Raw genomic sequence first — 22,834 nt, 5'->3', positions numbered from 1 at the left:
AGTGGATTTAAAACAGCAGGCGGAGGAAATACTGGCGGCCCTTGGCGGCAAAGGGAACGTCCAAGCTGCGACGCATTGTGTCACGCGGCTGCGGTTAGCGTTGATGGATGAAGGAAAAGTGGACAAAGAGGCATTGCAGAAGATCGATGTTGTAAAAGGGTCTTTTTCGGCAAATAACCAGTATCAGGTTGTCATCGGACAAGGTACGGTTGATAAAGTATACAAGGATTTCATCCGGGTTGCCGATATCGGCGAATCCACCAAAGAGGAGGTCAAAGAATCTGTAAGCGGTAAAGGGAACCCGCTGCAGCGAGCGTTGAAAACACTTGGCGATATTTTCATCCCGATTTTGCCAGCCATCGTCACAGCGGGTCTTTTGCTGGGCATTCATAACATCTTGAATAATGAAGGCATCATCTTCGATGGAGCATCGATCATACAGGTTTATCCGCAGTGGGCAGGCATTGCCGATATGATTTATGTAATCGCTAACACGGCGTTTGCCTTCCTGCCGGCTTTGATCGGCTGGTCGGCTGTCAAAAAGTTCGGCGGCAGTCCGCTGCTCGGTATGGTGCTGGGATTGGCCTTGATCCATCCATCCCTATTGAATCCGACTGATTATGCCAGTGCGGCCCTGGAAGGAAATGCACCGGTCTGGAATCTGTTTGGACTGGAAATCCAGCGTGTCGGATATCAAGGGCAGGTCCTGCCGGTACTATTTGCAGCATGGGTGCTGGCAAAGATAGAAATATTCCTGCGGCGTAAAGTGGCTGACAGTTTCCAGCTCCTCATTGTAGCTCCTGTGGCGCTCCTGCTTACTGGAATTGTGAGTTTCGTCGTGATCGGCCCGATCATGTTCATCGTCGGAAATGCCATCACTGATGGATTCGTTGCTGTTTTTGATATGGTCGCCCCGCTTGGTGGTTTGCTGTACGGGGCATTATACGGAGCATTGGTCGTTACCGGTTTGCATCACACATTCCTGGCGCTCGATCTACAGCTGATCGCCAATACAGGTGCCACATTCCTCTGGCCGATATTAGCCTTGTCCAATATATCGCAAGGGTCAGCCACACTTGGTGTGATGCTGGCAACAAAGGATGAGAAGCTGCGCGGATTGTCGCTGACATCCTGGATCAGCGCTTGGCTCGGTGTCACGGAACCAGCGGTATTCGGTGTCAACCTGCGTTTTCGCTACCCCTTCTTCCTGGCACTGGGAGCTTCGGCCATAGCTGGAATGTTCATTGCCTGGAGAGGCGTGGAGGCTAGCTCGGTGGGGATCGGAGGCGTGCCGGGTATCTTTTCGATTCTTCCCGGAAGCTGGGGAGCATTTGCTATCGGGATGGTGATTGTCATTGTTGTGCCATTCGTCACAACCTATTTAGTGGCGAAAAAGAAAAGGAATGTGTAAACAGGAGGAGAAGTGATAATGCACGAACCATGGTGGAAAAGAAGTACGGTTTATCAAATCTATCCAAAAAGCTTCCTTGATACGACAGGCAATGGAGTGGGAGATTTACAAGGTATCATCGGGAAGCTTGATTATCTGAAGGAGCTGGGTGTGGATATGGTGTGGCTGACCCCTATCTATCAATCACCGCAGAAAGACAATGGATATGATATCAGCGATTATTACAGGATCGAGCCAGCATACGGCACGATGGAAGATGTGGAACGGTTAATCAGCGAATTGCATGATCGTGATATGAAATTGATGATGGATATAGTGATTAACCATACATCGACCGATCACGAATGGTTCCGCCAGGCAAGTTCCTCGATCGATAATCCATATCGCGACTATTACATTTGGCGGGATTCCAAAAATGGCGCCGAGCCGAACAATTGGGTATCCAAGTTTGGCGGCAGTGCCTGGTCATTGGAGGAACATACGAATCAGTATTACTTACACTTGTTCGACAAGACCCAAGCTGACCTTAACTGGGAAAACGAAAAGGTACGGCAAGACTTATTTAAGATGATGAATTTTTGGGCCGAAAAGGGTCTTGATGGGTTCCGGCTGGATGTCATCAATCTAGTGTCAAAAGTACAGAGCTTTCCTGATGATCGGAATGCTCCGGATGGTCAATATGGCAAGGGATATTATACAGATGGCCCCCGTATCCACGAATTTATGCATGAGATGAATCAAGCAGTGTTTGCTCCGCATGACTTGGTGACAGTCGGCGAGATGTCATCCACGAGTTTGGCTGCCTGCCAGCAGTATACGAAACCCGATGCCGAGGAATTGGATATGACGTTCCAATTTCACCATCTGAAGGTGGATTATGAAAACGGAAGGAAATGGACTGATGGTAAACTGGAATTCATCAAATTGAAGCAGATTTTATCTGATTGGCAAATCGGTATGCAGGAAGTGGGCGGCTGGAATGCGCTTTTCTGGTGCAACCACGATCAGCCTCGTATTGTCAGCAGATTCGGTGATGACGGTCGATGGAGGAAAGAATCCGCCAAGATGCTGGCAACCGTGCTCCATATGATGCAAGGGACTCCTTATATCTATCAGGGAGAAGAGATAGGGATGACAGATCCGAAATTCTCAAAGCTGGATGATTATAAGGATGTCGAGACACATAATGCTTATCTGGCATTAAGAGAATCGGGAATGGCAGAGGAACAGGTGCTGCGGATCATCCAGCTTCGCTCCAGGGATAATTCGAGGACCCCGATGCAATGGAATGGCTCAAAAAATGCCGGATTCACTGAAGGGAAGCCATGGATTGAAGCCGCATCGAACTATCCGGACATCAATGTGGAAAAAGCACTCCAGGATGGGGATTCCATCTTTTATCACTATCAAAAGCTGATTCGATTACGGAAGGAGTATGCTATCATTACCCATGGAGATTATGAACCGTTATGTATGGATGATGAGCGCATCTTCTGTTATGAGCGAAGGTGGAACGGTGAGAAACTGTTGGTCGTTGCGAATTTCTTCGGAGAGGAAGCCGAATTTTCCTATCCGAAAGAACAAACGGCAAAAGCTGAAATCCTGCTTTCCAATTATCAGGATAGTCCATCGGAATACAGACAGATTCGGCTTCGCCCGTACGAAGCGGTCATTTATCATAGTAAAGCGTAAAGGCCTGATGGGATGGAGAAGAAATTTCAAGCAATCTATGATTTATTGGCTAAAGAAATTCAGACGGAGAAAATCAGGGCAGGGCAATTGCTGCCCTCTGAAAATGAATTGACGGAAAGATTTGCAACATCCCGGGAAACAGTGAGAAAAGCGTTGCAGCTATTATCTCAAAATGGATATATCCAGAAGCTGCAAGGCAAAGGCTCGGTAGTGCTTGAACAGGACAAGCTGCCTCTGCCTGTCAGTGGTTTGACAAGCTTCAAGGAGTTGGCCCGTTCGATGTCGCAGAAGGTGGAAACGAGTGTCATCAAGCTTCTCACTGAGGAAGCGCGTGGGTTCAGGCAGCAGGTGCTGCAATGCGGGGAGGGTGCTCCTGTATGGGAGCTGCACCGGTTGCGCAAGCTTGATGGGGAAGCAGTCATTTATGATAAAGATCTGCTATTGAAGGAGCTGGCCCCGGGGCTTACGAAAGAAATTGCCGCTGATTCTATTTATGATTATCTGGAAAAGGAATTGGGGCTTTCGATCAGCTACGCAAGGAAGGAAGTTGTCGTCGAAGAGGCAGATGCAAAAGATAAAGAGATATTGGACATGGGAAGTTATCAACAGCTTGTGGTGGTGCGCAGTGCTGTTTATCTGGAGGATACGACTTTATTCCAATACACGGAGTCGAAACATCGCCCTGACAAGTTCCGCTTTGTCGATTTTGCTCGAAGGACGAAATGAGAGATATGGCAAATGTGCATAGCTTAGAGGCTATGCACATTTTTTTGTGGGTAAGGAGATGCTTGTACACAGAAAGATTCTGTTTGTTCACATAATTTGTGCGTAACTTGAGTTATACACAGAAAAATTTGACGATTGATGCTGAGAGGAACTTATCCACAAGTGGATAGCTGTCATGGCCGAATTCGCTTGCCTAGAATAACTAGATCCCGCTCGATGCCATCGAGTTCCGCAACATTCGGCATATTGGCCCAACGCTCAAATCCAAAGTGCTCGAAAAGCTTGATGCTTGGTTCGTTATGTCCGAAAACAAAACCTAAAACAGTCTTGAAATCCAATGCCTTGGACTGATCAAGGACGAACTGCAGCATTTTTTTCCCTAGTCCTTTGCCTCGGGCATCCTCATGGATATAGATGCTGACTTCCACAGTCTTATGATAAGCAGCCCTGCCATAAAACGGCTCCAGGCTGATCCAGCCCAATATATTCCCATCTTCTTCTACCACCCAAAGCGGTCTCAGCTCAGTATGACGCTGGAACCATTCCAATCTGCTTTCGACTGATATCTCTTCCAGATCGGCTGTCACCATCCTTCCCCGAATTGTGGAATTATAAATGGAAACAATTGCAGGAAGATCATGAATTTCTGCGATACGGTATTGCATGCCATTTCCCCCAGTGTTTTTTTGGCTTATTATACTAAACGATCGAATGGAAGAATAGTCTCATTGCGTTTGGGGTATAAGAAAAATAGATAAAAAGGCAGATGAGAGGATGGGGATAGATGCATTCCGTAACATTCGGTAAGATACTCCAATTCACTGCCATCGGCTTGGTGATCGGATTCATCATCGGCGCGGTCGCTATGCTTGGCTTCGATTCAGACTTCATGGCAATGATCGTAAGTGTGCTGCTCAGTATCATCGGGGCATTCGCAGCAGGTATGTATGCTGAACTTTATCATATCAGGCAAGCAGTGAATGAACAGACGGAAAAAACAAGTAAAAGAAGAGGTTAAGGAAAAGTTTCAGCTGCTGTCAGGGCGGCTGGAATTTTTTTAATGAAATTTATTTCACATGTATGAAATATTGATGTATACTAATACTAGTAGAAAGCACCAATTGGGGGTTTGGCTGTGGAAAACAGAGACATGGTAGATTTTATCGAATTAGTACGCAATGTCAATAAAGCGTTGCGAAAGGAATGGGATTTCCAGATTTCCGGTCCGCAGCTTGTATTGCTGAGGCTGCTGAAAAATAATGGTCCTATGCGCATGTCTGATTTGGCTGAAGAAGTCGGTATCAGCTATAGCGGCGCGACAAATTTAGGCAATCGCATGATGAAGGAAGGCTATTTGGAACGTATTCATTCAGAGAAGGACCGTCGAGTGGTCATGCTTGCGATTACGCAAAAAGGATCCGATTTCTATGAAAGCTTCTCAGGTGCAAGGGATAAAGCATTTGGCTCTTTCTTGGATAAATTGACGGAAGAAGAAAAGAATGAATTCATAAGGCTGAGCCGTAAGATGCTCGCTAATTAAAGGAAAGGAGATGAGTGTATGTCGGACATTCGTAATGAAACGATACCCGATGGACACGAAATCGAACAAGCGGAAAAAGAATTACAGGAAGATGCACATAGTATAAAACGGATTTTCCGGCAACCGAAAGCAGCATGGGCGGTTGCTTTTGCATGTGTGGTTGCATTCATGGGGATAGGTCTGGTCGACCCTATCCTGCCTTCCATCGCAGCCCAGATGGATGCGACACCAAGTCAAGTCGAGTTATTATTTACGAGCTATTTGCTTGTTACCGGAATCATGATGCTGATCACCGGCTGGTTATCAAGCCGGATCGGTCCGAAAATGACGCTGTTGACCGGACTGATCATCATCATTTTGTTCTCCACCTTGGGAGGATTGGCTGGCAGTGTGAATGAACTGGTCGGACTTCGTGCCGGCTGGGGGTTGGGCAATGCCTTGTTCATCTCCACTGCGCTTGCCGTGATTGTAAGTGTGGCCAGCGGCGGCTCGGCGGTTGCCATCATGCTTTATGAAGCGGCCCTGGGTTTAGGGATGTCGGTCGGACCGCTTTTGGGAGGTCTGCTTGGTTCCATTCACTGGCGCGGACCTTTCTTCGGTGTCGCTGTACTGATGCTGATCGGATTGCTCGCAGTATGGATATTGCTGACCGATGTACCGAAACCGGCGAAGAAAATTCCGCTTTCGGCGCCATTTCAGGCGCTCCGTCATCCAGGACTCCTGACGATGGGCTTGACAGCTTTATTCTATAACTTCGGATTCTTTACCTTATTGACTTATTCGCCGTTTGTCTTGAATCTGGGTGAATTCGGTATCGGATTCGTCTTCTTCGTCTGGGGTGTCATGCTGGCAATCGGTTCGATCTTTATCGCACCATCCTTCGAAACAAAGCTGGGCACGAAAAAATCGCTTAGTCTGGTAATGGTCGGTATCATCATTACGTTGGCTTTGATGGGCATCGGTGCCCATTGGCCGGTGTTCCTGATCGTGATGATTGCCTTGATGGGATTGTTGCTTGGTATTAACAATACTGTCATGACAACAGCCGTTATGGAAGTATCGCCGGTTGAGCGTTCTACTGCATCGGCTGCATATAGCTTCCTCCGCTTCACAGGTGGTTCGATATCGCCATGGCTTGCAGGGAAAGTATCAGAGCACATTTCGATTGGTGCCCCGTATTATGTCGCTGCGGCAGCAGTGCTAATCGGTTTACTATTATTCACAGCCAGAAGAGGCGCAATGGATCGCTTGAATTAAAGGGAAAGCCATGATCATCCGATCATGGCTTTTTTGTATGTTGACTTTGATCACCAGTGAAATCATATTGGATTCATCCTGTTGCCGGGGACTGCATGGAAAAAGTGGAATCCAGGCACTGCTTGCAGAAAAGAAGGAAGATGAGACGGATTTCGAATTGTGATTCCTATGAGGATCATTTTCAGGGAAAGCGGAAAGTGAAGAAGATGATTCCTGCATCATACAGGAATCATCTTCCCTGCCAAGCTGCTCAGTCTCTCTGCCGATAGGGCGACTTCCAAAGAGGTTCTGCTTGTCTTTATAGGTCGACGTTATAAACGTCGCTTTTATTCACATTCTTCAAGTAGATTTTATCGGGATTGATTTCCAATACGACATAATCCGGATCATCCGGGCCATCAAGCCATGCTCGGAAGCTGTCTTTCCAAAGCTGCTGCTTCAGTTCGGGAGATTCACTCACAATGGCATCGGCCTCGATTTCCACATATTCATCTCCGACGCCATCACCATTATATCCGAGCAGGATATGGACGCTGTGATTGCTCTCGATATCATCCACTTTGTGTGAGCTGCCGCTGGTTGCGCAATATAATGTATATCCTTCATTGAAGAAGGCCATATATCGAGTATAAGGCTTGCCTCCCTGTACGGTGGCAAGTGTGCCGATTTTTTGATTTTCAAGAATTCGTTCAACGCGTTTTCTGACTTCTGCTTGTTCCATCATGCTCTCCTCCTTCTGTCTAAGGGTAGTATCCCTTTTTTGGCAGCTTATTAAACACGAAAATAGGGAAGGGTATAAAGAGCGGCAGAGAGTGTTGTCCGATAGCTAACAATGGAGGGAATCATATGACTAAGATGCAGGAAGGGAAAAAACCTCAGATCAAGTGCCAGACGGAATTCGGCCAGCTTAAGCATGTCGTCGTCTGCCCGCCGGCTTTCATGGAAATACGTAAAGTGATCAATGAAACACAAAAGCATTATCTGAATCATAATATCGATAAGCATTTAGCCATGAAACAGCACACGGATTTTGTAGACGTGCTGCGCGATCATGGAGTCGATGTGCTATCATTGCCGGCGAAAGAACCATTCAATGAGCAAGTTTATACCCGGGATATCGGTTTTTGTGTAGGAGATACGCTATTTGCGTCGAATATGGAAGACGATATACGGAAAGGGGAAACGAAAGTATTCCGCGAATGTCTTGAGGAACAGGGACTTACATACAAGGATATTACCGAGGGGACGATCGAAGGCGGCGATGTTGTCATCGATCGCCGGCGAGTCTGGATCGGGCTGAGCAGACGGACGGACAAGGATGCCGTACAGCAAGTACAGCAGCAGCTGCCGGACTATGAAGTGATCGGCGTGAAGATCCGGGAGGATATCCTGCATTTGGATTGCGTTTTCAATCTGGTCCGGGATGACCTGGCAATCCTTTATCCGGATGCTTTTGAAAAGGCGGATTTGGACAGGTTCCGAAAGCTTTACAGGACGATAGAGATTTCCGAAGAAGAACAATTCTATATGGGGACCAATATCCTTTCCTTTGCGCCGGATAAGCTGCTGAGCCTGCCTTCCAATAAACGCGTGAATGAAGCTTTGCGCAAGGAAGGAGTCACGGTCATCGAGGTGGATTTCTCGGAAATCATCAAATCCGGCGGATCATTCCGCTGCTGTTCCCTGCCGCTGCTGCGGCAATGAATGAAATAGTTGCAATTATATATCCTAAGTTTTGGCAGGCTGAGCGGATTGCTTTACTTCTGCTCCAGGCCTTTAGCATAATAAAAAGTGGAGGCGATCAGATTGGATAATTTTACGTTTTATAACCCGACAAAATTGATTTTCGGTAAAGACCAATTAGATAAATTGAAAGAAGAAATTCCTGCATACGGAAAGAAAGTATTGCTTGTATATGGCGGCGGCAGCATCAAACGCAGCGGCTTATACGACAAAGTATTGAAAGAACTTAAAGAAATCGGCGCCGAAGTATTCGAGCTGTCAGGCGTGGAGCCGAACCCGCGTGTCTCTACCGCGCGCAAGGGCGTGGAGATCTGCAAAACAGAAGGAATCGATGTCTTGCTTGCTGTTGGCGGCGGCAGTGTAATCGATTGTACAAAAGCCATTGCAGCAGGGGCAAAATATGATGGGGATGTATGGGACATCGTTACGAAGAAGGCATTCGCAGACGATGCCCTTCCATTCGGTACAGTGCTGACGCTTGCGGCGACAGGTTCCGAAATGAACTCCGGTTCTGTTATCACGAACTGGGAAACGAACGAGAAATACGGCTGGGGAAGCCCGCATACATTCCCGAGATTCTCTATCCTGGATCCGCAGAACACGTTCACGGTTCCGCGTGATCAAACCATTTACGGTATTGTCGATATGATGTCACACGTATTGGAGCATTATTTCCATACGACAACCAACACCGAATTGCAGGATCGTTTCTGTGAATCCTTATTGCGGACAGTAATGGAAACTGGTCCGAAGCTGCTTGAGGATCTGCAAAATTACGATTACCGTGCAACCATCCTTTACAGCGGCACGATGGCATTGAATGGCGTGCTGAACATGGGCTTCCGCGGCGACTGGGCGACACATAATCTGGAGCATGCTGTTTCTGCAGTCCATGATATCCCGCATGGCGGCGGTCTTGCCATCATCTTCCCTAACTGGATGAAGCATGTGCTTGATGATGAGACTGCACCTCGCTTCAAGCAGCTTGCTGTCCGTGTCTTCGGTGTCGATCCGGCAGGCAAAACAGATAAGGAAGTTGCGCTTGAGGGAATTGATGCATTACGGGCATTCTGGAACAGCATCGATGCCCCGGCAACACTTCGTGACTACGATATTTCCGAGGACAGCTTGGAATTGATGGCTGAAAAGGCTTATGCCAACGGTGAATTCGGCGGATATCGCAAACTGAATAAAGAAGATTCGCTTGCCATCTACAAAGCGTCTTATTGATCATCAAAAGCCTGCGCATGGAATTTGCGCAGGCTTTTTCTTTTAGGAACTTACCATAGTGCCGCCATTAACGTGAATGATCTGGCCGGTGACGTAAGAAGAGTCTTCACTGGCGAGATATACATATGCCGGGGCAAGCTCATATGGCTGGCCGGCACGTTTCATCGGTACATCCTGGCCGAATGTGGCAACATCCTCAGCAGAGAAACTGGAAGGGATGAGCGGTGTCCAGATCGGTCCTGGTGCCACTCCATTCACCCGAATCCCTTTTGTCGCAAGGTTTTGTGATAGCGCCCTGGTGAAGCCGACAATTGCCCCTTTCGTGCAGACATAATCAATCAGGTCAGGTCTGCCTTCATAAGCTGTCACGGACGTTGTATTCACAATTGTACTTCCTCTTCTCAAATACGGGAGTGCTGCTTTTGTCAAATAGAAGAAAGCAAAAATATTTGTATGAAATGTTGCATCCCATTGTGCGGTGGAAATATCCGTCAAGGAGTCCTGAGGGAATTGGACCCCATGGTTGTTCACAAGGATATCCAGCTTTCCATAAGTTTGGATGGTACGCTCGACAACAGCCCGGCAATGCGATTCACTCCGCAAATCGCCAACTATCAATGTGCAGCGCTGACCAAGCTGCTCGATACGGTTCTTTGTTCGTCCGGCATCTTCGTTTTCGTACTCATAATAATAAGGGATGACAACATCGGCACCTTCTTTGGCAAAAGCGATGGCTGCAGCCGCTCCGATGCCGCTGTCGCCCCCGGTGATGATGGCTACTTTCCCTTCCAGCTTACCTGATCCTTTATATGCATCTGTCTCGATGATTGGCCTCGGCTGCATCAGCCCCTCTATGCCAGGCTGCTGCTCCTGATGCTGAGGCGGAAAGTAAAAGTTCGTGCCGGGTTGGACCGGCCGGTATTTTTGATTGGGTTGCTGCGTCAATTCTTGCCCTCCTCTGCATTCTTCGCTCCAGATGAAATATATGCAAATAGAGATGATAATTTGCCAAGGAAAAGGTATTTTACGTTAGGGAACAGAACAAAGAGGGAAAAGGATTTAAAGAGTGACCATTCAAAAGTTGGAGAGGGGTCTTATTCATGGAAAAAGTATTCATCAGTCCAAGCCGGTATGTACAAGGAAAGGATGTGCTTCGGAAAGCTGGCGAATATGTGAAAAAAATCGGGGATGATGCGCTTGTTCTCGCTGATGAGTTTGTATGGGACTTGGCAGGTGATACAGTGGTAGAGAATCTGGGGCAGAACAGTATCCAGACGAAAAAGATCGTATTCGGCGGGGAAGCTTCAACGGAAGAAATCAAACGGATTGCGGATGAAGGCAAGGAAAGTAATGTTGTCATCGGGATCGGAGGCGGCAAGACACTTGATACCGCCAAGGCGGTCGCGGACGAGATTGGGGCTGGAGTCGTCATCATGCCGACGACAGCATCGACTGATGCGCCGACGAGCGGTTTGAGCGTCATCTATTCCGAGGAGGGAACATTCGAGAGCTATAAGTTTTATGACAAGAATCCGGACCTTGTCCTGGTCGATACAAAAATCATCTCTCAAGCGCCTCCGCGTTTCCTGGCTTCCGGTATTGCGGATGCGATGGCCACTTGGGTGGAAGCACGCGCTTCCATAGAAGGCCGCGGCACTAATATGGCTGGCGGGCTGGCAACCATCGCCGGGCAAGCGATTGCCGAGAAAGCGGAAGAAGTATTATTTGAGTACGGTTTGCTTGCTTATGAGGCCAACAAGCGTCAGATTGTCACACCAGCATTGGAAGCAGTGGTCGAAGCAAATACACTGCTCAGCGGACTCGGCTTTGAAAGCGGAGGGCTGGGAGCGGCGCATGCCATCCACAACGGTTTTACCGCCCTGCACGGGGAAATCCATAATCTCACTCACGGGGAAAAGGTCGCCTTCGGTACATTGACGCAGCTGGCCTTGGAGGATCGCACACTGGATGAAATCAACACATACATTGATTTCTATCTCGCTTTAGGGCTTCCAGTTACATTGGAGGATATCAAGCTGAAAGATGTTTCGGATGAAGATTTGCTGAAAGTAGCCGAACTGGCTGTTCAAGAAGGGGAATCCATCCACAATCTCCCTGGTACGATCACGGCAGATCAAGTCGTGGATGCTATCAAAGCAGCGGATCAATATGCCAAAGCCTACAAGGAATCGATTGGGTACGAGGCCTGATAGGAAATGAAAAAGCTGGAACAGGAAAAAATGTTCCAGCTTTTTTTCTTTGCCTATTGACGTGTATCTCTGTACTAGTGTACTATCTAATTAATACAGTAATACATCAGGAGGTTTTATTTTATGAAAGCATGGCTTGCATTAGTGAAGAAGGAGTTCCGGGTCGGTTTGCCGATATTGCTCTTGGCGATTGTGTTATTCCTGGTCGGGCTGATCATAGTCACAGTGAGTGCCTATAGATTCGGATATGCCTGGGATGCTGTTGGCATCATCGGTTTAGCCTGGGGAGGCGGTCATTTCTTCTTCATGGCTATTTACATGCTTTACAGTCTGGGGGTCGAGAGAAAAAGATTGCATCTCTGGCTTCATAATCCGATGCATGCTTCCGGGCTTCTTGCAGCAAAGTTGGTTACAGGTACCGTGTACATGATGATCTCTTTGTTCATCGTGAGTATTGCTGCATATCTGGGCGGGTTGCACTTTGTACCATTATCAGATGGTACGTGGTTCAAGATTGGTATGCTTGCATTCGTACATGTAGTTTCGTTTTCGATTGATTTTTCTGTTTACGTCATTCTTGCGTATGTGGTTTTTCTGTTATTGGAAAGATACATGCCATCATTTCTTAGCGGAACAGTGGTTTTCTTTGGCTGGTGGGTGTTCGTCTATCTATATTTCGGTCTTTTCAGCCAATCCAAATTCTACACCGCCATTACAGAATGGGGGAGAATCAATTTGGGTGCTGTTGCCAATTCTTTGCATTTTGACATCAGTGCCAGGGAAGCGTTGGTCAGTTTTCAAGGGGAAGGTTTGTCTCTTTATGCGGGTAAATACGTAATAGAGCTGATCATCATTCTTATCATCTATTTCATTGCATCTTGGCTATTAGACAAAAAGGTAGAGGTGTAGCATATGGCCGATACATTTCAATCATCCCAGCCAATTTATCTGCAGCTGGCAGAACGGCTGAATAGACAGATAGTCAGCGGCGAGCTGAAGCCAGGCGACAAACTGCCTTCAGTACGGGAGATGGCAGTTTCATCGAAAGTAAATCCGAATACGGTACAGCGGACGTACCGCGAACTGGAGGCATCGGGAATCGTGGAATCACGAAGAGGGCAAGGGACATTCGTCACGGAAAATGAAGACATTCTCCTTTCTATACGTGAGAAGCTGAAGCAAGAACAAATCGAGACTTTCATCCAAGTCATGCATGACTTGGGTTATCGGAATGAAGAAATAACAAAAGGGCTCCAGGCCTACTTGGAAGGGGATGCACGCAATGATTGAATTCAAAGATGTGACAAAGCGTTATATGACGAAGACGGCATTAAGAGACGTGAATCTGAAGTTGGAAAAAGGCAAAATCGTCGGTCTTGTCGGATTGAACGGAGCGGGTAAATCAACGACGATGAAGCTCATTGCGGGGCTGATCAGTCCGACCAAAGGGTCTGTGGAACTGGATGGAGAGAAAGTGACGCGCCGGGTGGCATCGAAGGTCAGTTATCTTTCCGAGCTTGATGAGTATTACTCCTTCTACACCGTCCAGCAGACAATCGATTTCCATGCGACACAATTCCCTGATTTCAATAAAGGGAAAGCGGAGGAAATACGGGCTTATATGAACCTGGATGCCAACACAAAGGTGAAGCATTTGTCCAAGGGGAATCGCGGCAGACTGAAAATCATCCTCACACTGTCCAGGGAAGTGCCGGTCTTGCTGATGGATGAGCCGCTATCCGGCCTGGATCCGCTTGTGCGGGATTCGATTGTGAAAGGCCTGATTACATTCGTGGATACCGAGAAGCAGCTGCTTCTCCTCTCCACACACCAGATCATGGAAGTGGAGATGATCCTCGACGAAGTGGTCGCTATCAAGGACGGTGCATTGGTCGATCATCGGAATGTGGAAGATCTTCGCTATGATGAGCAGAAAGGCATATTGGAATGGATGAGTTCGATTTATGAGTAAGGAAGCATTGGAACTCTTAATGAAGGCAAAGGAGCGAAAAAGCATGCAAAAGCAGCCAGCAGTTGAAATAAAGCAGGTTACGAAAGTGATACGCGGCCGAAAGATCATCGACGGCATCAATTTTTCCATCTATCCCGGGGAGGTATTCGGCTTTTTAGGGCCGAATGGAGCCGGCAAGACAACGACGATCCGGATGATTGTTGGACTGATGGGGATGACGGACGGAGATATCCTCATCAAAGGCAATAGCATCAAGACCTCCCATGGTGCGGCCATGAAGCATATCGGCGCTATCGTGGAGAATCCGGAGATGTATAAGTATCTCACCGGTTACCAGAATCTTATGCATTTTGGAAGAATGAGCGATGGCGTGGATAGGAAACGGATTGATGAGGTCATCGAGCTTGTGGGCCTTCAGAAACGAATTCATGACAAGGTAAAAACCTATTCCCTTGGGATGAGACAGCGTCTTGGCATTGCCCAGGCACTGCTCCATCGTCCTGCTGTCCTCATCCTCGACGAACCGACGAATGGGTTGGATCCTGCCGGGATCCGCGAGATGCGTGAATATATCCGCAACCTGGCCGAGGCGGAGGGGCTGGCTGTCATCGTATCCAGTCACTTATTGAGCGAAATGGAACTGATGTGTGATCGGATCGGAGTCCTGCAGCATGGCAAGATGCTTGGGGTACAGCAAGTACATGAAATGTCGGATGAACAAACTCAAATGGTCAGATTCCAGGTCGAACCGGTGGAGCAAGCGGCAATTGTCCTGGGTGATATGGGCAGCAAGAAACCACAGATCAAGGACAAGCAAGTCATCATGGAGCTGACACGCGATGAGATACCTGCCGCTGCTGCCAAGCTGACGAAGGAAGCGATCAGTATCTATGGCATCCAAGCAGAAACGAAGACATTGGAAGAAACATTCCTGGAATTGACTGGAGGGAAAGAAATTGTCTAGATTCATTAAGCTGGTAAGGAATGAACATATGAAAACATTCCGCCGTCTATCGACATGGATCATGATGGGGATCGCAGCAGCTTTACTGATTGCAATCGCCGGATTCATAGCGTATTACACGGAAGGAAGCACCAGTGATTGGCGGACGGATACAGAACAGCAGATACAGGATATACAAAAACAGGTCGAAGCAGGCGAGTTGGATACCGCCACTGCACAGCAGGATCTGACCACACTTCAGTATCAGCTGGATCACGACATCGCGCCGGTTCAAGATGATTCACTTGCGGCTTATATGGAAGACGTCTTGTATAATTGTGCACCGTTTCTCATTTTGTTCCTTGCCATCATTGCCGGGGGGATTGTCTCATCTGAATTCGGCACAGGCACAATCAAGCTATTGCTTACAAAGACACCTTCCCGATTCAGTGTATTGACTTCCAAGTATGCCAGCATGATCCTTACCACCATCATTTTCTTTGCGTTCTTTATAGGATTGTCTTTCCTCATAGGAGGTATCTTCTTCGGATTTAATGGATTCGATGCGAAGCGGGTGGTTTGGGAAAATGGAGATGTTGTGACAAGTAATATATTGGCCTCCACAATGAGGGATTACGGGCTCTACTTTGTCCAGACCTTGTTCTATGCGACTATCGCATTTGCACTCTCGACCATATTCCGCAATACAGCATTGGCAATCGGGTTCTCTATCTTTATTTCCTTGTTCTTCCCGACCATCAGTTTCATACTTTCCAGATATGACTGGTCAAAATATATCTTGTTTAACAACGTGGACTTGACGGTATATAATCCGGGCAATGTTCCGCCGGTGGATGGCATGACATTGGGCTTCTCCATTGCTGTACTGGCTGTCTATTTCATCATCATCAATGGCATCACCTGGTTCAGTTTCATGAAACGGGATGTCACAGCTTAAGCAATTCGTTTGCTTTATGTTTAAAAGAACGGTAAAAAGGAATTAGTAATACTGTATGCAGTTTTTTCAAACCAATAAACGAAATAGGAGTGAATTGACATGAGTGATGTATTGTTCACATCTCACGCAAAAGCAACCGGTGGTCGTGAAGGTCATGTAAAATCTGATGATGGTTTGATCGATCTTGATCTTGTCCAGCCAGGAAGCAAAGGTGACCGTGAAGGTTCCAATCCGGAACAGCTATTCGCAGCAGGCTACTCCGCATGCTTCGACGGTGCTTTCAACCATGTAGCAAGACTTGAACGCAAACGCGTGGAGACAGAAACTTCTGTTGATGTCAGCCTATTGAAAGATGGCGATGGTTTCAAAATCGCCGCAGCTATCACTGTGGACGTAAAAGGCGTTTCCCAGGAAGAAGCAGAAGATCTATTGGAAAAGACACATCAGTTCTGCCCATACTCCAAAGCGACTCGCGGCAACATCGATGTCGATTTGAAAGTGAACGTTACAGAATAATGACCAAAAAACCACTTCCCATTAAGGAAGTGGTTTTTTTGTACTCATTTTCTCCGTTGGAATAAAAACTTTGCCAGCAAGGTCTGGCAGATCACGAACAAACCTCCGACAGCCCAATAGAGCGGCAGTACAGCGGGGGAGCTGAAGGAAATGAAGCCAATCATAAGCGGGGATATGATACCGATCATACGGGCTTGCTGCCTTCTTGCCGGGTCCACGCCGATCTGGGAAACGCGGTATTGCAGCCAGTAAACTGCCATGGCGATCACTGTTAGGGCAATATCGGGTGTCCCAAGATTGAACCAAAGAAAATCATGTGTGGCAATCTCGGGTGTATTACGGATGGCGGAATAGAAGCCGATCAGAAACGGCATCTGGATCAAAAGAGGAAGACATCCCATTGCAGAGAAAGGATTCATGCCGTGCTTCCGATAAAGCTCCATCATTTCCTGCTGCTGCTTTTGGCGGGACTCGGCATCCGTTTTATTTTTGTATTTGGCCTGCAAGGCATCCAGCTCTGGCTTGAACAGCTTCATTTTTTCCTGTGTTTCGTAGCCCTTTTTCAGCTGCATCAGCATCAAAGGCATCAAGATGAGACGTACAGCCAACGTGATCAAAATGACGCTTATTCCGTAATCGTCATTGAAGTTACTGGCAATCAGCTTGATCAGATAAGAGAACGGACTGATGAAATAATGATTGAACCATCCCTCATCGGATGCTCCTCCGCTGGAGCCCTGGCATCCGGAAAGTAATGCAATCAGAATGATGGAACTTAAGATGATACCGTACTTTTTAAAGAAAGTGGATACAGATGTGCGCTGCAAATTGTTTTTCCTCCTTGTTGTATCGATTGGATCTTGTTTGGATACAGACAAGGAGCAGTTTCGCCATCATCATCGGGGCCGTCTTTGCGCATGGTAGTGCGGGCGAGCCAATGAACGATCGGCCTGCTGAAAGTAATGGTAGCAGGAGCATGCGATTTCCAGCTGTCCAATGCACAGACATGCTGCCATTGCATCATATCGCTGGCATGAAAACGGCTCGCGACTTTCGTTGTGGTCCGATGTGCCAGGATGAAGGTCATCGTCAAGCCGATATAGAATACAAGCGATGTAAAATCATCAGCGAACATATTCCAAAAAGCATACAGCATCTGTATACACCTCCTTTCGTTCCTTCTATTTTCCTATAGATACAGGAACTTGTCAAAGTTACGCAGGGATTCTTGATTCGCTTGGAGAAATGGCTAGAAGGAACGTTTTCTCTGCTGACAGCAGTTTATTTGAACAGTTTTATGACGGAGGGGGACGAACATGATAAACTGGTTAACAAGACTACAAGCTGCAGAGGTGAAGCCGATGTTCAAGATCCGCGAGGCAAAGGTCTCTGATTACGACCAAGTCGCTGTCCTGTACAAGGAATTATACAATACACATTATCAAAATCAGCCGGAGTATTTCGCCAAGAAGGCGGAACCGCTGGATCGGCATGTGTTTGAAAGCAATATTTATTTGGATAATAAAAAAGTGTTCCTAGTGGAAAAAGGAAAGGAAGTCATGGCATTTGCTACGATAAGGATAAAAAATGAAACGATTTCACATCATGCGCATATCTTCATCGAGGAATTCTGCGTCCGGTCCGATATGCGAGGCAAAGGAATCGGCGGTCATCTATTCGAGAAAATCAAGCGCTATGGCAAGAAAATCGGAGCTACAGAAATCGAGTTGAATGTGTGGAATTTCAATACCAGAGCTGAAGATTTCTATGTGAAGATGGGCATGCAGCCCCGTTCCAAACGAATGGGGATATCATTGAAATAAGAAAATGAATTCGAAAAACCCCTTTTTGAGGGGTTTTTTCTATGTCAAGTAAAAAAGTTTTCATTTTTTAAATAATTATCTAGTCATGACTCCCTACTGTATTTATAATAATCTGGAATTATATAAATATATTTCCAGGAGGAAACATACGTGATAAAGAAGCTATTGGTTGGAATGATCATGGTTTTGCTTTGCCTGCAAACAGCGGCCCCTCGGACTGTGTTTGCTGCCATTAAGGAGAAGGAGCTGGAAGCCTATGCAGCTGAGCTCGGTACAGATGCAGAAGGTCTGAATCGTTATTTGGTCGATTTTGACTGGGGGACCCTGGAGGAGATCGATGCTGATTCTGTGGAAGAATTGCGTGAATTTCTCGGTGAACCGGTAACGAAGGAAAACTTCCAAGCTTTTTTGGATGAAAATGATTATACTGCCGAACAATTCGATCAAAGATTGGCAGATCAAGGATATGCTGATAAGGGCTACACTGCCGAGAATATTCTGCTTGTCACGGACCTGTATTATGTGATGGGTGAACCGGTAAATGCCGAAAACCTGCAGATGCTGGCCGATGATCTTGGCATGACCGAGAAGGAATTGGCCGATCTGTTTGCTGAGAGTGTATTAGACATTTACAGCTATGCTTTTATGGATGATTTATATGACGTGATTTACAACGATATCAATGGCGTGTCCTTGCATTTCCTATTGCAGGATGTTGACATGAGCAAAGAAGGATTAGATCAGCTTTTGGCTGATAATGGCGTAACAATGGACGACTTCGCCAGCTACGATGAATTGGCATCTTTCATTTATACGGAGAGCGGCTATGATTTCGACATGGAATGGGAATCCATGAGTCCGTTGCTTCAGGCAATCGGAATCAGCAAAGAGGAATATCGGAATTTCTATGATCATTTAAATACAGTCTTGGGTGGAATGGATGATGCGTTCTTTGAGAGACTGTTTGCATTGTACGATCGCTTGGAATCATTCGGTGACTTTGAAACGATCAATGAATTGGATGACAGCCAGCGTGAAGAGATAGTGTCCATCTGGCACGAAGCAATGGATTTATTCCAGTTAAAAGCTAAATTTTACCTGGCGGATGGAACGACGAAGCAAGAAGTAACAATCGAGGAATTATCCCGTATAAAGGATATCGGCAATCAAATATTGTTTGTCGAGCTGTATGATGCGAGCGGGAACCTGCTGATGAATTTTTCTTTGACTGGTGATCTGGTGAACCATGAAATTTTCGAAATCCCGGCTGCAGTCGAGCAGCCAAAGCCATCAGTGGAACCAGCAGCTCCAAAACATGAAGCACCTGTAAAAGAGAAAGCAGCCATACCGACGAAGACTGCCGCAGAAACAGTGAAAGAAGAAGGGAAGCGTCTGCCGGACACAGCTTCTCCGATTGGTAATATTCTCGCAGCAGGTACGGTATTGATGGCTGCCGGTGCAGCGCTTTACGCATGGAACCGTCGCAAGACACATAGTAATTAATACATGCTGAACCATGAGTCGTATGATTCATGGTTTTTTTCTGAATAAAAATGAAACAATCTGGCAAGGTGCTGCGTACATATTATGGAAAGTGACAAATTCGTGACAAGGAAAGGGTGAACGGAATGACAGAACCGGCTATGCAGCTGATCGGTCTGAAGAAACAGATCGGCTCCAAACTGATTGTGAAGGGATTGGACTTCGACATTCAGCCGGGCGAGGTATTTGGATTCCTGGGACCGAACGGAGCGGGAAAAACAACGACAATCCGGATGATGGTAGGCTTGATCCGTATTTCGGAAGGGGATGTACGGATACTGGGGAAAAGCATCAAGACGGACTATAAAGAAGCAATCCGCCATGTAGGCGCCATCGTCGAGAACCCGGAATTATATGGATTCATGTCAGGTTATAAGAATTTGCTTGTATTTTCGAGGATGATTCCCGGGATTACGAAAGAGCGAATCGATGAAGTGGTGAAGCTCGTCGGATTGGAAAAACGCATTCACCAAAAAGTAAAGCGATATTCTTTAGGTATGCGGCAGCGGCTGGGCATCGCACAGGCTTTATTACATAATCCATCCATTTTGATTCTGGATGAGCCGACCAATGGATTGGATCCAACAGGAATACGTGAAATCCGCCAATATATACGCAGATTGGCAGAACAGGAAAATGTGGCAGTCATCGTTTCGAGCCATTTGCTTTCTGAGATGGAATTGATGTGTGATCGAATCGGCATCCTGAAAAACGGCGAGCTCATCTCCATCCAGCAAATCCAAAACACGGAAGGGGAAACACCGGCTGAAGTCGTTCAGATCGATTGCCCTTCAGACTATCACGAAAAAGCACAGCGTCTCCTGCAGGAACAATTCGGCATAACTGCAATGGCGAGCAGCGGGAAATTGACATTCCCGATAAAGCGTGAGGCCATCCCATCCATCATCAAGGAACTGGCACGCGCCGATATTGAAATGTACGGCTTTGCAGTGGAACGGAAGACACTGGAGGATAAATTCTTACATGTGATTGGAGAGAATAGCATTGAGTAACTTTTTCCAGCTTGTCCGTAACGAACAGACGAAGCTGTACAGCCAGCTGTCGACATGGATATTGCTTGGTATCCTTGTAGTCATCGTGCTCGGCTTTTCAATATTAATGCGGACAGCTGACGGTATCATGACGTACGATGATGAGACATGGAAGCAGAGTTTGCAGGAAGAAAATCAAATGTATGCAGAAATAGATCCTTCCGATCCAAATATCGCAATAAACAATTATCGGATCGAAAACGATTTGAAGCCGGAAGGAATGTCGGCATGGGGATTCCTTTATGAGAGCCATTATCTGACAAGCGTGCTCAGTCTGATTACAATCATCGTTGCCGGAGGAATCCTTGCGAATGAATTCCGCTGGGGAACGATCAAATTATTGCTGACCAGACCTGCAACGAGAACAAAGATATTCTTCGCGAAGTATGCGAGCGTGCTTTTGTTTGCTTTGACGGCATTGATCATTTTATTTATCACCGCTTGGTTATTCGGTATGATCTTCTTCGGATTGGGAGGGGATGGTTCTGTACTGCAAATGAAGGACGGGGAAATCGTAGAGGTTTCTGTTTGGACGAGGATTGCCCAGGACTACGGGCTGCAGCTGGTCAAACTGGCAGTTTGGTCGACATTCGCCTTCATGATTTCAGCAGCTTTCCGCAATAGTGCCTTAGCCATCGGGACTGCCATCTTCTTGATGTTCGTCGGCACCTCGGTTGTCAGCTTCATAGCAGATAAACCGTTCGCAAAATATATTTTGTTTGCAAATCTGGATTTGACGCAATTTACGACAGGGTATAAGATGATTGATGATTTAACGCTTACATTCTCGATTGTGACTATCATTGTGTATTATCTCATCTTCCTTGTCATAGGCTGGGTATTGTTCACCAAACGTGATGTAGCGGGTCAATAAAATAGGAGAGGGGAATTATGATGGTAAAAAGAACAGCAGAAAAAGTATTGGCAATCATTGGAGCGGTTTTATTTCTTATCTTTGCGGTCTGGTCGGCTATAGGGCTTGGAGGAGCGGATGAAGCAGCAACGAATGAACTCGTAAACCAAGGTTTTACGCAAGAGGATGCTTCTATGTTTACTGATATCGTGACTGGGATGTCCATTTGGCTGATCATCCTGTATGTGATTTGTGCAATTCTTGGTTTTGTTTCGCTTGCAATGCTGAAACCAAATAAGAAGGCAACAGGGGCAGGCGTCCTTCTGATCGTAACAGCGGTGCTTGGTACACTTCTTTCTATCTTTTCCGGTTTCATCAGTGGTGTTCTTTATTTGATCGCGGGTATCATGGCGATTGTGCGCAAGCCTGTCGAGCAATATAATGATAGAGGAGAAACTTATTAAGAAGTAACGCAGGAAGGAGGTTTGACATGTTGAGACGAACAGCGGAGAAGGTACTTGCCATCATTGGTGCAATTGTCTTCCTCATTACTGCGGTCATGACGGCAGTCCAGGTTGCTGGATACGATCCGGAAGCTGCCCGCCAAGAGATTGTGGATAGCGGAGTGGACCGGCCGGTTGATACGGATATGATAGCCGATATGGCAAGTTCCATCGGGATATTCGTCATTATTGTAAGTGTGATTTGTGCCATTTTAGGTATTGTGGCTGCATTCAGGCTCAAGGCAGATCGTAAGCAGGTAGGACTGGGTGTCATGTTGATCATCGTTGCGTTGGTGGGTTCGATCGCTACTTTCCTATCGGGCTTTATCGGCGGCGTCTTGTACACTATTGCAGGTATATTGGTGCTGGCTAGAAGGCCCTTGGATGAAAGCGGCGCTTAATGGTCAGGGAGGAGAAACAGATTGATTAAACGTACTGCAGAATTGGTATTAGGGATTATAGGTGTGGCTTTTCATGCATTGGCTGCCATTTTAGTCGGATTACTCATCGCGGCAACGGGAGATGTCATGCGCGAGGAGATGTATAATGATCCTGCACTTACGGCTGAAGATGCAGATTTGATAAGCAGTATTTTAGGCGGTATGGGATGGTATTTCGTCGTTGTCAGTGTGATATCGGCTATTCTGGGTGTTGTGGGAATCGTGCTTTTACGCCGTGACGACAGATCCACAGCTTCTGGTGTCATCTTTATTGTAACTGCCGTACTCTCTGCTTTGCTGACACTTTTCGTTTCTTTTATCCCGTCAATTCTACTTCTTGTCGCAGGGATCCTTGCGATCGTCAGGAAACCCTTCGATACAAACGACAACACGATAGAGAGCTATTGAAAAGAGGGACACCGC

The 22,834-nt window shown here is 46.8% G+C and carries 27 protein-coding genes; 22 read left to right on the top strand and 5 right to left on the bottom strand.

Annotation, left to right across the window (positions count from 1 at the left end; genetic code table 11):
* Position 1 precedes the first annotated feature (1 nt).
* Genes treP through treR form a run of 3 tightly spaced genes read left to right on the top strand, consistent with a single transcriptional unit; the run spans position 2 to position 3,829 of the window.
* Entirely contained in the window at positions 2-1,411 is a 1,410-nt protein-coding gene (gene treP, locus MHI54_RS06590) for a PTS system trehalose-specific EIIBC component (RefSeq protein WP_095216752.1), read from the top strand.
* Between the two features lie 18 nt (positions 1,412-1,429).
* Entirely contained in the window at positions 1,430-3,103 is a 1,674-nt protein-coding gene (gene treC / locus MHI54_RS06585) for an alpha,alpha-phosphotrehalase (RefSeq protein ID WP_095216751.1), read from the top strand.
* 12 nt (positions 3,104-3,115) lie between these two features.
* Positions 3,116-3,829, top strand: coding sequence for a trehalose operon repressor (treR, locus tag MHI54_RS06580; protein WP_095216750.1), 714 nt, complete (start codon positions 3,116-3,118; stop codon positions 3,827-3,829).
* A gap of 173 nt (positions 3,830-4,002) precedes the next feature.
* Here the strand turns inward: treR and MHI54_RS06575 are convergent, their stop codons facing one another.
* The gene (locus tag MHI54_RS06575; protein WP_095216749.1) at positions 4,003-4,494 is read right to left on the bottom strand and encodes a GNAT family N-acetyltransferase; all 492 of its coding nucleotides are present in this window, start codon (positions 4,492-4,494) and stop codon (positions 4,003-4,005) included.
* A gap of 119 nt (positions 4,495-4,613) precedes the next feature.
* Here MHI54_RS06575 and MHI54_RS06570 point away from each other — a divergent pair, with 119 nt between their 5' ends.
* The 3 genes from MHI54_RS06570 (at position 4,614) to MHI54_RS06560 (ending at position 6,626) form a co-directional block, all read left to right on the top strand.
* Complete coding sequence (locus MHI54_RS06570; protein ID WP_095216748.1) at positions 4,614-4,847, top strand: hypothetical protein; 234 nt, start codon at positions 4,614-4,616, stop codon at positions 4,845-4,847.
* A 117-nt stretch (positions 4,848-4,964) separates the two neighbouring features.
* A complete protein-coding gene (locus tag MHI54_RS06565; RefSeq protein ID WP_095216747.1) occupies positions 4,965-5,369 on the top strand; it encodes a MarR family transcriptional regulator in 405 nt (134 codons plus the stop codon).
* Between the two features lie 18 nt (positions 5,370-5,387).
* A complete protein-coding gene (locus tag MHI54_RS06560; protein ID WP_095216746.1) occupies positions 5,388-6,626 on the top strand; it encodes an MFS transporter in 1,239 nt (412 codons plus the stop codon).
* A 298-nt stretch (positions 6,627-6,924) separates the two neighbouring features.
* On the opposite strand, the gene MHI54_RS06555 is transcribed toward MHI54_RS06560, so the two are convergent.
* On the bottom strand, positions 6,925-7,350 hold the full coding sequence (locus MHI54_RS06555; protein ID WP_340082688.1) for a pyridoxamine 5'-phosphate oxidase family protein: 426 nt from the start codon (positions 7,348-7,350) through the stop codon (positions 6,925-6,927).
* 122 nt (positions 7,351-7,472) lie between these two features.
* On the opposite strand from MHI54_RS06555, the gene MHI54_RS06550 reads away from it, so the two are divergent.
* Together MHI54_RS06550 and MHI54_RS06545 are read left to right on the top strand one after the other, a co-directional pair.
* Positions 7,473-8,330, top strand: coding sequence for a dimethylarginine dimethylaminohydrolase family protein (locus MHI54_RS06550; RefSeq protein WP_340082687.1), 858 nt, complete (start codon positions 7,473-7,475; stop codon positions 8,328-8,330).
* A 102-nt stretch (positions 8,331-8,432) separates the two neighbouring features.
* Positions 8,433-9,599: an iron-containing alcohol dehydrogenase gene (locus tag MHI54_RS06545; protein WP_095216744.1), complete on the top strand. Its 1,167-nt coding sequence runs from the start codon at positions 8,433-8,435 to the stop codon at positions 9,597-9,599.
* A 42-nt stretch (positions 9,600-9,641) separates the two neighbouring features.
* Here MHI54_RS06545 and MHI54_RS06540 read toward each other — a convergent pair whose 3' ends face one another.
* Positions 9,642-10,544, bottom strand: a complete 903-nt coding sequence (locus MHI54_RS06540) for an SDR family oxidoreductase (RefSeq protein WP_198946056.1) — start codon at positions 10,542-10,544, stop codon at positions 9,642-9,644.
* Positions 10,545-10,699: 155 nt separating this feature from the next.
* Here MHI54_RS06540 and MHI54_RS06535 point away from each other — a divergent pair, with 155 nt between their 5' ends.
* From MHI54_RS06535 to MHI54_RS06505, 7 genes are all read left to right on the top strand, one after another.
* Complete coding sequence (locus tag MHI54_RS06535) at positions 10,700-11,809, top strand: glycerol dehydrogenase (RefSeq protein WP_095216742.1); 1,110 nt, start codon at positions 10,700-10,702, stop codon at positions 11,807-11,809.
* A 123-nt stretch (positions 11,810-11,932) separates the two neighbouring features.
* Complete coding sequence (locus tag MHI54_RS06530; RefSeq protein ID WP_340082682.1) at positions 11,933-12,718, top strand: hypothetical protein; 786 nt, start codon at positions 11,933-11,935, stop codon at positions 12,716-12,718.
* Positions 12,719-12,721: 3 nt separating this feature from the next.
* The gene (locus MHI54_RS06525; protein WP_095216740.1) at positions 12,722-13,099 is read left to right on the top strand and encodes a GntR family transcriptional regulator; all 378 of its coding nucleotides are present in this window, start codon (positions 12,722-12,724) and stop codon (positions 13,097-13,099) included.
* A complete protein-coding gene (locus MHI54_RS06520) occupies positions 13,092-13,781 on the top strand; it encodes an ABC transporter ATP-binding protein (protein WP_095216739.1) in 690 nt (229 codons plus the stop codon). Before MHI54_RS06525 ends, MHI54_RS06520 begins: the two co-directional genes overlap by 8 nt.
* 43 nt (positions 13,782-13,824) lie before the next feature.
* A complete protein-coding gene (locus MHI54_RS06515; RefSeq protein ID WP_095216789.1) occupies positions 13,825-14,745 on the top strand; it encodes an ABC transporter ATP-binding protein in 921 nt (306 codons plus the stop codon).
* Positions 14,738-15,682 carry an ABC transporter permease gene (locus MHI54_RS06510; protein ID WP_340082681.1) on the top strand — a complete coding sequence of 315 codons (945 nt, stop codon included), beginning with the start codon at positions 14,738-14,740 and terminating at the stop codon, positions 15,680-15,682. Before MHI54_RS06515 ends, MHI54_RS06510 begins: the two co-directional genes overlap by 8 nt.
* A gap of 99 nt (positions 15,683-15,781) precedes the next feature.
* Positions 15,782-16,198 (top strand): organic hydroperoxide resistance protein, encoded by a 417-nt coding sequence (locus tag MHI54_RS06505; RefSeq protein ID WP_095216737.1) that lies wholly within the window; start codon positions 15,782-15,784, stop codon positions 16,196-16,198.
* A gap of 44 nt (positions 16,199-16,242) precedes the next feature.
* On the opposite strand, the gene yidC is transcribed toward MHI54_RS06505, so the two are convergent.
* The gene (yidC, locus tag MHI54_RS06500; RefSeq protein ID WP_340082678.1) at positions 16,243-17,025 is read right to left on the bottom strand and encodes a membrane protein insertase YidC; all 783 of its coding nucleotides are present in this window, start codon (positions 17,023-17,025) and stop codon (positions 16,243-16,245) included.
* Entirely contained in the window at positions 16,974-17,354 is a 381-nt protein-coding gene (locus MHI54_RS06495) for a hypothetical protein (RefSeq protein WP_340082677.1), read from the bottom strand. Before MHI54_RS06495 ends, yidC begins: the two co-directional genes overlap by 52 nt.
* 160 nt (positions 17,355-17,514) lie before the next feature.
* Here MHI54_RS06495 and MHI54_RS06490 point away from each other — a divergent pair, with 160 nt between their 5' ends.
* The 7 genes from MHI54_RS06490 to MHI54_RS06460 all read left to right on the top strand — a co-directional run bounded on the left by MHI54_RS06490 (position 17,515) and on the right by MHI54_RS06460 (position 22,819).
* Complete coding sequence (locus tag MHI54_RS06490) at positions 17,515-18,021, top strand: GNAT family N-acetyltransferase (protein ID WP_095216735.1); 507 nt, start codon at positions 17,515-17,517, stop codon at positions 18,019-18,021.
* Between the two features lie 150 nt (positions 18,022-18,171).
* Positions 18,172-19,524 (top strand): processed acidic surface protein, encoded by a 1,353-nt coding sequence (locus tag MHI54_RS06485; protein WP_340082675.1) that lies wholly within the window; start codon positions 18,172-18,174, stop codon positions 19,522-19,524.
* A 125-nt stretch (positions 19,525-19,649) separates the two neighbouring features.
* Positions 19,650-20,576, top strand: a complete 927-nt coding sequence (locus MHI54_RS06480; RefSeq protein ID WP_340082673.1) for an ABC transporter ATP-binding protein — start codon at positions 19,650-19,652, stop codon at positions 20,574-20,576.
* Positions 20,569-21,489: an ABC transporter permease subunit gene (locus tag MHI54_RS06475; RefSeq protein ID WP_095216732.1), complete on the top strand. Its 921-nt coding sequence runs from the start codon at positions 20,569-20,571 to the stop codon at positions 21,487-21,489. The genes MHI54_RS06480 and MHI54_RS06475 overlap by 8 nt, the downstream gene beginning before the upstream one ends.
* A 17-nt stretch (positions 21,490-21,506) precedes the next feature.
* Positions 21,507-21,932, top strand: a complete 426-nt coding sequence (locus MHI54_RS06470; protein ID WP_095216731.1) for a DUF4064 domain-containing protein — start codon at positions 21,507-21,509, stop codon at positions 21,930-21,932.
* Positions 21,933-21,958: 26 nt separating this feature from the next.
* Positions 21,959-22,372, top strand: coding sequence for a DUF4064 domain-containing protein (locus MHI54_RS06465; RefSeq protein ID WP_095216730.1), 414 nt, complete (start codon positions 21,959-21,961; stop codon positions 22,370-22,372).
* Positions 22,373-22,393: 21 nt separating this feature from the next.
* Positions 22,394-22,819 carry a DUF4064 domain-containing protein gene (locus MHI54_RS06460; RefSeq protein ID WP_095216729.1) on the top strand — a complete coding sequence of 142 codons (426 nt, stop codon included), beginning with the start codon at positions 22,394-22,396 and terminating at the stop codon, positions 22,817-22,819.
* The last annotated feature ends 15 nt before the right edge of the window (positions 22,820-22,834 follow it).

Source organism: Terribacillus sp. FSL K6-0262 (assembly GCF_037977385.1).
Taxonomy (GTDB): domain Bacteria; phylum Bacillota; class Bacilli; order Bacillales; family Amphibacillaceae; genus Terribacillus.
The sequence above is the reverse complement of the archived record's forward strand: the minus strand, read 5'-3'. Positions and strand labels throughout refer to the sequence as shown.

Coding starts and splice junctions, on each gene's coding strand:
- MHI54_RS06550 (WP_340082687.1), top strand. CDS start 7,473: ATGACTAAGATGCAGGAAGGGAAAAAACCTCAGATCAAGTGCCAGACG.
- treR (WP_095216750.1), top strand. CDS start 3,116: ATGGAGAAGAAATTTCAAGCAATCTATGATTTATTGGCTAAAGAAATT.
- MHI54_RS06480 (WP_340082673.1), top strand. CDS start 19,650: ATGACAGAACCGGCTATGCAGCTGATCGGTCTGAAGAAACAGATCGGC.
- MHI54_RS06575 (WP_095216749.1), bottom strand. CDS start 4,494: ATGCAATACCGTATCGCAGAAATTCATGATCTTCCTGCAATTGTTTCC.
- MHI54_RS06495 (WP_340082677.1), bottom strand. CDS start 17,354: ATGCTGTATGCTTTTTGGAATATGTTCGCTGATGATTTTACATCGCTT.
- MHI54_RS06555 (WP_340082688.1), bottom strand. CDS start 7,350: ATGATGGAACAAGCAGAAGTCAGAAAACGCGTTGAACGAATTCTTGAA.
- MHI54_RS06520 (WP_095216739.1), top strand. CDS start 13,092: ATGATTGAATTCAAAGATGTGACAAAGCGTTATATGACGAAGACGGCA.
- MHI54_RS06515 (WP_095216789.1), top strand. CDS start 13,825: ATGCAAAAGCAGCCAGCAGTTGAAATAAAGCAGGTTACGAAAGTGATA.
- MHI54_RS06470 (WP_095216731.1), top strand. CDS start 21,507: ATGATGGTAAAAAGAACAGCAGAAAAAGTATTGGCAATCATTGGAGCG.
- MHI54_RS06465 (WP_095216730.1), top strand. CDS start 21,959: ATGTTGAGACGAACAGCGGAGAAGGTACTTGCCATCATTGGTGCAATT.
- MHI54_RS06505 (WP_095216737.1), top strand. CDS start 15,782: ATGAGTGATGTATTGTTCACATCTCACGCAAAAGCAACCGGTGGTCGT.
- MHI54_RS06535 (WP_095216742.1), top strand. CDS start 10,700: ATGGAAAAAGTATTCATCAGTCCAAGCCGGTATGTACAAGGAAAGGAT.
- MHI54_RS06525 (WP_095216740.1), top strand. CDS start 12,722: ATGGCCGATACATTTCAATCATCCCAGCCAATTTATCTGCAGCTGGCA.
- treC (WP_095216751.1), top strand. CDS start 1,430: ATGCACGAACCATGGTGGAAAAGAAGTACGGTTTATCAAATCTATCCA.
- MHI54_RS06530 (WP_340082682.1), top strand. CDS start 11,933: ATGAAAGCATGGCTTGCATTAGTGAAGAAGGAGTTCCGGGTCGGTTTG.
- MHI54_RS06560 (WP_095216746.1), top strand. CDS start 5,388: ATGTCGGACATTCGTAATGAAACGATACCCGATGGACACGAAATCGAA.
- MHI54_RS06570 (WP_095216748.1), top strand. CDS start 4,614: ATGCATTCCGTAACATTCGGTAAGATACTCCAATTCACTGCCATCGGC.
- MHI54_RS06490 (WP_095216735.1), top strand. CDS start 17,515: ATGATAAACTGGTTAACAAGACTACAAGCTGCAGAGGTGAAGCCGATG.